At 72.0% G+C, this 10,921-nt stretch carries 10 protein-coding genes; 5 read left to right on the top strand and 5 right to left on the bottom strand.

Translation table 11 applies throughout. The features are described 5' to 3' along the window. Window positions 1-482: 482 nt before the first annotated feature. Window positions 483-782: a hypothetical protein gene (locus NK718_RS02300; RefSeq protein ID WP_254738192.1), complete on the top strand. Its 300-nt coding sequence runs from the start codon at window positions 483-485 to the stop codon at window positions 780-782. 90 nt (window positions 783-872) lie between these two features. Beyond that, window positions 873-1,619, top strand: coding sequence for a flagellar type III secretion system pore protein FliP (gene fliP / locus NK718_RS02295; RefSeq protein ID WP_371877195.1), 747 nt, complete (start codon window positions 873-875; stop codon window positions 1,617-1,619). Window position 1,620: 1 nt separating this feature from the next. Here fliP and NK718_RS02290 read toward each other — a convergent pair whose 3' ends face one another. From NK718_RS02290 to fliL, 5 genes are all read right to left on the bottom strand, one after another. Next, entirely contained in the window at window positions 1,621-5,106 is a 3,486-nt protein-coding gene (locus NK718_RS02290) for an AMIN domain-containing protein (RefSeq protein ID WP_254738190.1), read from the bottom strand. Window positions 5,107-5,179: 73 nt separating this feature from the next. Then, the gene (locus NK718_RS02285; RefSeq protein WP_254738188.1) at window positions 5,180-5,929 is read right to left on the bottom strand and encodes a MotE family protein; all 750 of its coding nucleotides are present in this window, start codon (window positions 5,927-5,929) and stop codon (window positions 5,180-5,182) included. Continuing rightward, a complete protein-coding gene (locus NK718_RS02280; RefSeq protein WP_254738186.1) occupies window positions 5,926-6,363 on the bottom strand; it encodes a DUF6468 domain-containing protein in 438 nt (145 codons plus the stop codon). Before NK718_RS02280 ends, NK718_RS02285 begins: the two co-directional genes overlap by 4 nt. Then, a complete protein-coding gene (gene fliM / locus NK718_RS02275; protein WP_371877194.1) occupies window positions 6,360-7,469 on the bottom strand; it encodes a flagellar motor switch protein FliM in 1,110 nt (369 codons plus the stop codon). Before fliM ends, NK718_RS02280 begins: the two co-directional genes overlap by 4 nt. A gap of 72 nt (window positions 7,470-7,541) precedes the next feature. Then, window positions 7,542-8,063, bottom strand: coding sequence for a flagellar basal body-associated protein FliL (fliL, locus tag NK718_RS02270; protein WP_254738184.1), 522 nt, complete (start codon window positions 8,061-8,063; stop codon window positions 7,542-7,544). Between the two features lie 316 nt (window positions 8,064-8,379). Here fliL and flgF point away from each other — a divergent pair, with 316 nt between their 5' ends. From flgF to flgA, 3 genes are read left to right on the top strand one after another with little or no spacing between them, the layout of a single operon-like run. Next, on the top strand, window positions 8,380-9,123 hold the full coding sequence (gene flgF, locus NK718_RS02265) for a flagellar basal-body rod protein FlgF (RefSeq protein ID WP_254738182.1): 744 nt from the start codon (window positions 8,380-8,382) through the stop codon (window positions 9,121-9,123). Window positions 9,124-9,134: 11 nt separating this feature from the next. After that, window positions 9,135-9,926: a flagellar basal-body rod protein FlgG gene (gene flgG / locus NK718_RS02260; protein WP_254738180.1), complete on the top strand. Its 792-nt coding sequence runs from the start codon at window positions 9,135-9,137 to the stop codon at window positions 9,924-9,926. A gap of 3 nt (window positions 9,927-9,929) precedes the next feature. After that, window positions 9,930-10,913 (top strand): flagellar basal body P-ring formation chaperone FlgA, encoded by a 984-nt coding sequence (flgA, locus tag NK718_RS02255; RefSeq protein WP_254738178.1) that lies wholly within the window; start codon window positions 9,930-9,932, stop codon window positions 10,911-10,913. The last annotated feature ends 8 nt before the right edge of the window (window positions 10,914-10,921 follow it).

Below are 10,921 nucleotides of genomic sequence, written 5' to 3'. Positions count from 1 at the left end.
CCACGTCGGACGGATAGGGCGAGGAGCGCGAATAGCGCGGATAGGTGGTGAAGCCGATCTGGTTGTTGATGATGACGCCGCCGCCGGTTCAGCCGCCCGCCCCGCCGCGACCGGTTTCTCCGCCGGCGCCCCCGCGCGCCGCGGCGCCCCCGCCTCCTCCGCCTCCTCCGCCGCCGAAGCCGGCCGCCTCGCCCATGCCGCCGCCCCCGCAGACGCAGCCGGCCAAGCCCGCCACCGTCGACGTCGCGGACATGGGCCGTCGCCTCGAGGAAGCGCTAAAGCGTCCGGCCCCCGCGCCGGTCCCGACTCCGGAGCCCGTCCGCGCGGCTCCGCCGGTTCAGCCGTCAATGTCGGTCCGCGCCGCCCCGCCCGCTGCGGAGCCTGTCGTCGCGCCCGCGCCGCGCTCCGAACCGGCGAAAGCCGAAGCGAAGCCGCAGCCCGGGCCCGAGCCGAAGCCGGAGATCCGCGCCGAAGCGCCGGCCATGCCGGAGCCGTCGAAGGCCGAGCGCGCCAACGTCGACGTTCGCCCCGAGCCCGACCTCGCCGCCGTTCTGGAGCTGTCGCCCTCGCGTCCGGCCCCCGCCGCGACGCCGCCCGCCCCGCCCGCCCCGGTGGCCGCGCCGAGACCGGCTCCCGCGCCCGCCCCCGCGCCTGTCCCTGCTCCGGCCGTCGTGCCGCCGCCGCCCGGCAAGCCGTCGGGCTCGGCCTCGCTCGATTTCGATTCGCTCGAAGCCGAGATGCTGCGGCTGCTCGGCCGCGATCAGGCAGCCAAGAAGGACTGAGGCGCGGTTCTCCACAGCCGGATGCGGCTGCCGCGCCCCGCGTGGCGCGGTCGCGATGACCTGCCGCGCGCGAGCCTCTAGCGTGGCGGCATGTTCGGATGGATTCGCCCCGCAATCCTGGTCGGGGCGGCGGGGTTCGCCCTCGCCGCCATGGGCGGGATTGCGACCGCCCAGACGCTGACGCTCGATCTCGGCCAAGGCACGGGGGTCACCGAGCGCGCGCTGCAGCTCGTCGCGCTGGTCACGCTGCTGTCGGTCGCGCCGGCGGCCGTGGTGATGGTGACCTCCTTCACCCGCATCGTGGTGGTGCTGTCGCTGTTGCGCTCGGCGATCGGCGCACCCACCGCGCCGCCCAACGCGGTGATCGTGAGCCTCGCGCTGTTCCTCACCGCGTTCGTGATGGCTCCGACCTTCCGCACCGTCTATGACGGCGCCGTCGCCCCGCTGCTCGCCGGCCAGGCGACGGCGACGCAGGCGTTCGAGCGCGGCGCGCAGCCCCTGCGAAGCTTCATGCTGACCCAGGTCCGCGAGAAAGACCTCGCCCTGTTCATGGACATGTCGCGCGAGCCGCGCCCGGCGACGCCGGAGGCGACGCCGCTGACGACGCTCGTTCCCGCCTTCATGATCTCGGAGCTGCGTCGGGCGTTCGAGATCGGCTTCATGCTCTACATCCCGTTCCTCATCATCGACCTCGTGGTGGCGTCGATCCTGATGTCGATGGGCATGATGATGCTGCCGCCGGTGACCGTGGCGCTGCCGTTCAAGCTGATCTTCTTCGTGCTGGTCGACGGCTGGAATCTCGTCGCCGGCAGCCTCGTCAAGAGCTACGGGCTCTGACTCAGCCCCGCGAGGCGGAAGCCTCGCCTTGCGCGGAGGGGCGCGGCGGAGCGTCCTCGGCCTGCATGCGCCGGCGCTGCGCGGCGACGAACTCCGCCAGCGTATCCGCCTGGGCGAGACGTCGGGCGATATCACGAAACTCGGCCAATCCCGCGCCGCCCGCCGAAGTGACCAGGGCGAAGGCCCGCGCGTCCTCGCCGTCCGCCATCTTGGCGGCCATCTTGCCGCGCAGGCGATCCATCGAGAGCGGGTCCCGGGCCATGGCGTAGGACACCGCGGCGCGCATGACGTCGCGCCGATCGGTCTCGTCGAAGGGCTCCTTGAGCTGCCAGCGGTCGCCGACGATGCGCTCGAACTGCTCGCCGGCCGCGCGCCAGTCGCGCGCCTGCCACAGGATGTCGGCGCGCAGCCGCTCGATGTCGGGCCCCTCCTCGCCGCCGATGAGGTCGAGCGCGAGTTCCGCCCGCGACAGTTCGGAGAGGGCGCGCGCCTCGATCATGGCGCGGGCGCGGCGCAGCTCGGCGGGAAGCTCCGCCATCCGGCTGTCGCGAATGGCCTGGACCGCCCGCGCGGGCTCGTGGTCGGAGAGGTAGATCAGCGCCAGCGTGGCCGCCACGTTGGCTTTCGCCGCGCCGGCGAGCCGGTGGTCGACCTGATGCTGCAGCAGCCCGGCCGCCTCGCCTAAGAGATCGAGCTCGACGAGCCGGTCGGCCAGCCGGCGGATCATCTCGTCCCCGCGACGTCCCGGCGGCGTGAACTCCTTGAAGTCGAAGTAGAGCGCCAGCGCCTCCAGCTTGGGCAGGGACCCGCCCTTGCCTTCGAGGAACAGCGATTCGAAGCGGGCCGCCGCCTCGTCCTGCATACGCCGCGTGATCTCGACATCGGGCGCGAGCTTCATGGCCAGTCGCGTCACGCCGAAGGCGTCGCGCCAGCGCTCGTCCTCAGCGTAGAGCCGGGCGAGCAGCGACAGCGTCTCCAGTTCCATCGCGTCGCCGCGCCACGACATGGCGAGCACTTCCAGCCGGTCGATCATCGTGGCGCGGTCGTGGCTGGGGTTGGCGAGCGCCATCTCGAGCCGGGTCAGCGCCGCGCGCGTGGCGACGGCGGGGCGCGCCTCCTGCTCGAGGCTCGCCAACTGCTCGTCCGCGATGGCGGTCTTGCCCTTGGCGCGCTGGATATCGGCTGCGAGGAGCGCCGTCACGTCGCGGTCCGCCATGTCGGCCGGGAAGGCTTCGAGTGAAGCGAGCATCCGTTCGCCGCCGGCCACATCGCCCGCCCGCAGCGCGGCCTGCGCCGCGACGGGCAGAAGGCGGGCGCGAAGGTCGTCCGGATAGGCCGCGAGAACGGCGGCGCTCGCCGTGAACAGGGCCTGGGCCTCCGGCCAGCGCTCGGCGCGCGCCTCCGCGACCGCGCGCCACAGCGCTGCCTCGGGATCGCGGCTCATGGCCTCGCCGGCCAGGGTCTGGCGCACGTCGTCCCAGCGCTCCATGCCGGCTTCCGCCACGGCCTGGAGCACACGCATTTCCCGTTCGCCCGCAAGGTCCTTGTCGTCGGCGGCGAACACCGCCAGCGTGCCCAGCGCCTCGGCCGCGAAACCGTTGGCGAGCTGGAATCGCGCCAGCCGCAGGCGCGCCGCCGCGCGTCGAGCCACCGGCGCGTCCGCCGCCGCTTCCGACAGGCGGCGCAGATTGTCGCGAACGACGCCCTTGCGGTCCTCGGCCCATCGACGCGCGTCGACGACCAACGCTTCGCCCTCGGGCTGGGCCGCGACCGGCTCCGGCGTCTCCATCGACAGAGCGAGGCCGCCCGGCCGGCCGATCGTCACCTCGTCGAGCCCCGCCGTCACCGCGAGATCGTCCGCCATCGCCGCGATGACCAGCCCCTGCGCGGAGGCGAGCACGCGCGCTTCGACGAAGGCGAGCGGCCGCGTCACGCGTCGCGGCGCGCCGCGCATCGTGACCACGGCGAGGCGTTCGCCCGTGGCCGGATCGTCGAGCCAATGGACGCCGCCCAGCTCGGGCGTGTCGGCCCGCAGGCTCGCGCCGCCGCGCTCCCCGGCGCGGGTCACGCCGATTTCGGCGGCCGCGCCGGCGACGCCGTCGCCGAGCGTCACCACCCAGCTTCCGCGCTCCACCGCCGCGCGCACCAGCGCCGGACGCTTCAACGGCAGCCGCGCGACGGCGAGCCGGCCGACGCGGCTCGTCTTCGCCTCGCCGAGCCATTCGTCGGGCGCGCCGGTCAGTTGCGCCATCGGTGGGACACCTTCGGCGACGATCCACACCTCGCCGTCCTTCTCGAAGACGGCGAGCGGCGTGGTCGCCTCGAACGGCAGCGCGAGCCGGGCCGCTGCGCCGGCGTCCGTCACCGCCGCGACGGAGGGACTGGCCGAGAGCGCGGCGTCGGCGGCCGGCGCGGGCGCCGCCAGAGTGGTTGGAGCGGGACTGGGCGCGCGCGGCGGCGCGCCGGTCGTCACGGCCGACGGGCCTTCCGCCTCTTTCGTCGCCGCGGCGGTCGCGGACGATGCGCGCGCGGCCCTGGCGACGGGCGGATCGGTCTCGACGGGTCCGGCCTCGGAAACCGGCCCGGGCTTCGCCCCGGCGGCGTCGGGCGCGGCGGCCGGCTTCGCGGGTTCCTGGACGGCGACCGGGGCTGAAGCGGCTTTCGGAGCGGCAGCGGCCGCGGACAGGTCGATCCCGTAGCCGCCGTCGTCGCGGAAGCCGACGACATCGACTCCGGGGGCGAGGTCGAGCGACAGGCGCAGCCGCTCCGCTCCGCCCTCGACGCGCACGCCCTTCACGCCGCCCGGCAATGCGGGTTTCAGCTTGGCCGGATCGAGGCGCAGGGGCGCGTCGAACACGATGTCGGCGGTCGCGCCCCGCCGCTCGACGCGCACGGGCACGGCTTCGGGCACATCGAAGACGATGCGCGTGAAGCCCGAGGTGCGGCCGACGCGGAAGCCGAGGTCGCGCGGCTCGGCCGCCTTGGGGGTGAGGCGGCGAACCGCCTCCTCCGCCTCCCGCATGCGGCGGCCGAGTTGGGCCACGACGTCGGCCGGCAGCGGCGGCGGCGCGCCGGTCCAGTTCTCCGGCAGCAGGTCGAGATAGAGGTCGTCCCCCGCTTCCATCACGTTGGCGCGCATCGGCCGTGTCAACGCGGCGCGGAATCCTTTCCGGTCGGGATCGACGCGCACGACGCTGACATAGCCGGGCATTTCGAGCGGCAGCTTGTCGGCGTTCAGCGCGACGGGCCGGTCGAAGGTGACGATGAGGATTCCGTTGGAAACGCGCGCCGTCGCCTTCGGCATGTCGTCGAAGCGCAGGATGGCGCGCCCGAAACCCTTCATCTCCGAGCCGGCGATGCGCGCCGTCGCCGCCCACGCCGGGGCGGCGAGGATCAGCGCCGCGCAGGCGACGCCCGCCAGGCGGGCCAGCCGGCCGGGACGGAGCCCGTGCGGGCCGAGCAAGCGCCTGCGGTGAAACGGCATCATCGAAATGCACCATCGGTCGGCGGAAAACGTTCCGCCGACCCCGGCATTGTCGCCACGAATGGCTAACGCGCGATTACCGCTGCTCCGCCACGGGCTTGACGGGCTCGATGGCCTGCAACTCGCCCGGCGGCAGAGCCGCTCCGGCGACCGGCGACGGCGCCGGCGGGCGCGCCGCGCCCTTGGCCAGCTCGACGGTCAGCCGGCTGGCGGATTCCGGGCTCATCGCGGCGAGCACCTCCGCCATCTTGCGCGCGTTCATGGCCGTGACGACGGGCACGAGCACGGGGAGTTCGAGCTTTTCGAACACGCGCGCCGCTTCCTTCGGCTTCATCGTCTCGTACATTGTCACCAGGCTGCGCAGGCTCGCGTCCGGCTCCGACTTGGCCGCCGTCCCCTTTGTCTCGATCTCGCGCAGTTCGTTCAGCCGCTGCTCCAGCCTCTTGTCGGCGGCCTTCAGCGCCTCCTCGCGCAGGTCGAGCTCGCGCTGGCGCTGCTCCATCTGCTCGCGCCTCTCGCCGAGCCGTTCGAGCAGGCCGCGCTGGGCCGGCGACACCGCCGGCTTGCTCGGGTCCACCGGCGTGCCGACCGGAGGGGCTTTTGGCTCCTCCTTCGGCGGAGCTGGCGCGGACGCCGTGGAGCCCGTCGTTTCCGGGTCCACCGCCGGCGCGCCCGCGCCCCTTGCGTCGACGAAGACCCGCGAGATGGTCTGGTCCAGCGTCGTGTGCTGGCGCGGGGCGAACGCGATCTCGCCGACCTTCAGAAGCAGCAGGGCCGCCGCCGCGCCGGCGACGGCGGGGAACAGGCGGACGGCGTTGGCCTTCATGCCGCCTCGCTCGCCGGAACGCGGCGCTGCGCGCGCTCGGCCAGCGCCTGGGCCGCGGCCAGCGTCGCGGCCAGCCGCGAGGGCGCAGGCGTCTCGGGCGCGGCCGGCGCGGCGCCGCGGGCGGTCTCGACGATGCGGCCGATGCGGGCGATCACTTCGTCGCCCGACCTGATCTGCGCGGCGAGCGCCACGGACTGGCGCTCGGCCTCGTGCAACTGGCCCGCGATGCTGCGGTCGCAATCGGTGACGACCTGACGCAGTCCGGCGACGGCCCGCTCGGCCTTGTCGGTGGCCGCGACGAGGTCGACGATCGTCTTGCGCATGGCCTGTTCGTCGGCTTTGAGCGCGCGCAGCCTGCGGTCGAGCACGACGGACCAGCCGATGGTCGCCGCCAGCAGCACGCACACCAGGATTTCGATCATCAGCCCGATCATTTGCCGTCCTTCTTCACGGTCGCGCTCGCCTCGTAGGCCGCGAAGGTTGTCTTGGATCGCCGCAGCGGGCGGTTGACGCGGATGGCGATGCGGTCGCCCGCCCTGCCCATGCGGCCGTCCGTCAGCTCCACGTCGCCGCATTTCAGGGTGACGGGGCTGTCGGGGTCCATGTCGAACATCAGGGTGTCGCCCACCGTCAGCGACATGATCTGCCGCAGCGGCAACTGCGTCTCGTGCAGGATGGCGTCGACGGACGCCGTCGCCTGCCAGATCTCGGTGGCGAGGTGGTCTTCCCAGATCGGATCGCGCCCGAACTTCTCGCCCATGAAGCTCTGCAGGAGCATCTCGCGGATGGGCTCGATGGTGGCGTAGGGAAGCAGAATGTCGACCGCTCCGCCGCGTCCCTCCATGTCGATCCGCAGCTGGATCAGGATGGCGGCGTTGGCCGGGCGGGAGATGGAGGCGAAGCGCGGGTTGGTCTCGATGCGGTCGATGGCGAAATGGACCGCCGACAGCGGCTTGAACGCCAGCTCGGTGTCCTGCAGCACGATCTCCAGCAGGCGTCTCACCAGGCTGGTCTCGATGGTCGAGTAGGGGCGGCCGTCGAGGCGGGCCATCGCCGCCGAGCGGCGGCCGCCGAGCAGGACGTCGATGACCGAGTAGGCCAGCGTGGTGTCGACGGTGATGAGGCCGAAATTGTCCCACTCCTCCGCCTTGAACACCGCGAGGATGGTGGGCAGCGGAATGGAGTTGATGTAGTCGCCGAACCGAACCGAAGTGATGTCGGAGAGAGAGACTTCGACGTTGTCCGAGAAGAAGTTGCGCAGGGTCGTCGTCAGCAGCCGGACGAGCCGGTCGAAGACGATCTCCAGCATCGGCAGGCGCTCGTAGGAGACCATCGCCGAGTCGACGATGGCGCGCAGCCCTGTCTGGTTGGTCGCCCCGCCCTCGGGATTGGCGAAGCCGAGCAAATTGTCGATTTCGTCCTGGTTCAGCAGCCGGTCGATCCCGGCGTCGGCCACCACCGGAGCGGCCGCCGCCTCGATCATCGCCGACCACTCGGCCGACATTCCGGAATTGTCCGCCTTGTCGGGCGCGCCGCTCATGGCAATCATCTCTCCTGAAACGAACGACCGAACCGAGTTTGAAATCGTCGGCGGGCCGAGCCCGCCGCGGCGTCACTGAACCAGAATTTCCTTCAACAGAACCGCCTCCACCCGCGCCGGATGAATGGCCACGTTGACCCGCCGCAGCAGCTCTTCCTTGAGCCGATAGACGCCGGCCGAGCCTTCGAGATCGGACGGCCGCAGCTCGCGGGTGTACACCTGGAACGCATCCTCGATGCGCGGCAGCAGCGGCTGCACGTCGGTGACGACCTTGGGGTCGGACACTTCGAGGCTCACCTTCAACTTCAGGTAGCGGGTGCGCTCGACGCCGCCCTGCTGCCCGGGGCTGGTGAGATTCACCGTCATGTCCTTGAGGTCGACATAGGCCACGTGCGCCTTCGGCGCGACGGGTCCGTCATGCGCGGCCTTCGACTTCATGTAGTAGAAGCCGCCGCCCGCGCCGGCCAGCACAACCACCGCCCCCGCGCCGGCGAGAATCAGCTTCTTGCGCCCGCCCGCGGGCTTTTGCGCCTCGCCTTCCGGCGGGGTGGCTTCGCCGGCTTCCGGCTTTGCGACTTTGGGTTTTTTCGCCATAAGCGGGGGACCAAGTCTCGAAAATGTCTGGCTGAAACGGACAAGGCCGAGATTGCGCCAACAGGGTTAACAGTCCTTTAACCGGAGCGGCCCGGGGGCAGATTTTGCCGGGTCGAACCTGCCCGACGGGCGTTTCGACCGGCCCGGCGAGCCGCCGCGATACCGGCCCAAGCCTCTGATCCATTTTAGTTTTTCCAATCGCGCCCCGCGTGGCACGCCCCTTGCGGATGTCTCGTTGCGATGGCCGCGCTGGGGAGCGCCGAGGCCGCCGCGAACGGACAGTCGGCCTCCGGGCCGGCGAAGCGGGAGCCGGACGATGGAGAATGCCCTCCTCATTGGCCTTTCGCGACAGATGGCGCTGTCGCGCGAGCTGGACGTGATCGCCAACAACGTCGCCAACGTGGCGACGACGGGCTTCAAGGCCCGCTCGCTTCGCTTCGAGGAATACCTCGCGCCGGAAGCGAGCGCCGACGCCTTCGCCAAGCCCGACCAGCCTTTGTCCTACGTCGTCGACAAGGCGAGCGGCCTCGACATGAGCGCCGGCCCCCTGGAGATGACGGGCCGCGAGCTCGACGTCGCTCTGCGGGGCCCCGGCGTGTTCGCGGTGCAGACGCCCGAGGGCGAGCGCTACACCCGTAACGGCGCGTTCGAGATCAACGCCGCCGGCGAACTCGTCACCAGCGACGGCTACAAGGTTCTCGGCGACGGCGGGCCGCTGGTCTTCGGCGCCAACGAGACCGCGATCACCTTCGCCGCCGACGGCACCGTCTCCAGCTCCGACGGCGTGAAGGGCCGCCTCAAGCTCCTGCAGGTGAACAGCCCGTCGCAGCTGGAGAATGTCGGCGCGAACATCTACCGCGCGCTGGCGGCCCTGCAGCCCGCCCAGCCCGACGTGCGGGTGCAGGGCGGCGCGGTGGAGCGCTCCAACGTCAACGCGGTGACCGAGATGAGCCGCCTCATCGAGGTCAACCGCGCCTACCAGAGCGTCTCGTCCATGATCCAGCGGAACGATGAGCTGCGCCGCAGCGCCATCGAGAAGCTGGCCGCCCCGCCCGCCTGAGGAGCCCCCAGATGCGCGCCCTTTACACCGCCGCGACCGGGATGGCCGCCCAGGAACTCAACGTCCAGGTCATCTCCAACAACATCGCGAACTCCCGCACCACCGGCTACAAGCGCCAGAAGGCCCAGTTCCAGGACCTGCTCTACGAAACGTTGCGCCGGCCGGGATCCGCCACGTCCGATCAGTCGACCATGGTGCCGTCCGGCGTCCAGATCGGCTCCGGCGTGAAGACGGCGTCCACCGCCCGCGTCATGTCGCAGGGCACGCTGACGGCCACCGAAAAGCAGTACGACGTCGCGGTGCGCGGCGAGGGCTTCTTCCGGGTGCAGATGCCGGACGGGCGAACCGCCTACACGCGCGACGGCTCGTTCGAGCTCGACGGTACGGGCCAGCTCGTCACGCATGACGGCTACCTCGTCGATCCGGCGATCGTCGTGCCGCCGAACGCTACGAACGTCTCGATCAGCGCCGCCGGCCAGGTGCAGGCCACGGTTCCCGGGCAGACCGCCCCGCAGGACCTCGGCACGCTGCAACTCGCCCGCTTCGTCAACAAGTCCGGCCTCGAGTCGATCGGCGACAACCTCTACGTCGAGACGTCCGCCTCCGGCGCGGCGGTGACCGGCAATCCCTCGTCGGAGGGGTTCGGTTCGCTCCAGCAGGCCTATCTGGAAGAGGCGAACGTCAACGCGGTGACGGAGATCTCCTCGCTCATCGCCGCCCAGCGCGCCTACGAAATGAACGCGCGCGTGATCACCGCATCCGACCAGATGCTGTCCTCCACCACCCAGATGTTCCGGGGCTGAGCCATGACCGTCGCGACATTCGCGCTGCGCGCCGCGCTCGGCCTCGCCGCCGCCCTGGCCCCCGCCCTCGCGCTCGCCCAGGGCGCGCCGGCCGTGCGCCCCAACGTCCTGGTCCAGGGCGAAACCGTGCTGCTGGGCGACCTCGTCGACAACGCCGGCGCGGCGGCGCTCTCGCCGGTGTTCCGGGCCCCCGCTCCCGGGCGCTCCGGCACCATCCAGATCGTGCGCGTCATCGAGGCCGCGTCGGCGGCCGGCGTCGGCGGGCTGGACAAGAGCGTCCTGTCGCAGGTCGTGGTCACCCGCGCCGCCCGCCGCGTGGAGAAGGACGAGATCGCCGCCGCGCTCGCCGCGGCGCTCGCCCGCCAGGGGCTCGACCAGGCGGAGATCGCGGTGACGCTGGAGAACGACGACCCGGCGCTCTTCGTCGAAACCGACGCGACGGGCCCGGTCGGCGTGCCGCGCCTCGCCTACGATCCCCGCGCCCAGCGCGTCGAGGCGGAGGTCACGGTCGGCGGCAGCCGCCTGCTGACCCTGCGCCCCGCGCGCGTCAGCGCCAGCGTCGTCGACAGCGTCCCCACGCCCGTGCTGGGGCGCGCCCTGTCGCGGGGCGACGTCCTCCGCGAGGGCGACATCCGCCTGGAGCGCCGCCCCCGCCGCGAAGCGCTCGCCGGCGTGGCGGACGCCGCGTCCCTGGTGGGCAAGGTCGCCAAGGTGCAGTTGTCCGCCGGAGCCATCCTGCGCGACGCGGACCTCGCCCGGCAGACCGTCGTCGACAAGGGCGGCGCCGTGCAGGTCGTGTTCGAGACCGTCGGCCTCAACCTCTCCGCGCGCGGCAAGGCGCTGGAGAGCGGAGCCGTCGGCGACATCGTCGCCGTCCAGAACATCCAGTCCAAGCGCACCTTGCAGGGCACGGTCATCGGCCCCGGCATCGTCAGCGTGATGGCCGCACCCGGCCGGGTCGCGGCCGCCGAAGCTGCAGTGCGCTGATGCCCAGT

Source organism: Alsobacter ponti, from assembly GCF_024294805.1.
Taxonomy (GTDB): Bacteria; Pseudomonadota; Alphaproteobacteria; order Rhizobiales; family Beijerinckiaceae; genus Alsobacter; species Alsobacter ponti.
Note: the sequence above shows the minus strand (reverse complement) of the source record. Positions and strands in the feature narration are given on the sequence as shown.

Excerpts from the sequence above, each read along its gene's own strand:
- NK718_RS02300 (WP_254738192.1), top strand. The coding sequence starts at position 483 with ATGCCGGAGCCGTCGAAGGCCGAGCGCGCCAACGTCGACGTTCGCCCC.
- fliP (WP_371877195.1), top strand. The coding sequence starts at position 873 with ATGTTCGGATGGATTCGCCCCGCAATCCTGGTCGGGGCGGCGGGGTTC.
- NK718_RS02290 (WP_254738190.1), bottom strand. The coding sequence starts at position 5,106 with ATGATGCCGTTTCACCGCAGGCGCTTGCTCGGCCCGCACGGGCTCCGT.
- NK718_RS02285 (WP_254738188.1), bottom strand. The coding sequence starts at position 5,929 with ATGAAGGCCAACGCCGTCCGCCTGTTCCCCGCCGTCGCCGGCGCGGCG.
- NK718_RS02280 (WP_254738186.1), bottom strand. The coding sequence starts at position 6,363 with ATGATCGGGCTGATGATCGAAATCCTGGTGTGCGTGCTGCTGGCGGCG.
- fliM (WP_371877194.1), bottom strand. The coding sequence starts at position 7,469 with ATGAGCGGCGCGCCCGACAAGGCGGACAATTCCGGAATGTCGGCCGAG.
- fliL (WP_254738184.1), bottom strand. The coding sequence starts at position 8,063 with ATGGCGAAAAAACCCAAAGTCGCAAAGCCGGAAGCCGGCGAAGCCACC.
- flgF (WP_254738182.1), top strand. The coding sequence starts at position 8,380 with ATGGAGAATGCCCTCCTCATTGGCCTTTCGCGACAGATGGCGCTGTCG.
- flgG (WP_254738180.1), top strand. The coding sequence starts at position 9,135 with ATGCGCGCCCTTTACACCGCCGCGACCGGGATGGCCGCCCAGGAACTC.
- flgA (WP_254738178.1), top strand. The coding sequence starts at position 9,930 with ATGACCGTCGCGACATTCGCGCTGCGCGCCGCGCTCGGCCTCGCCGCC.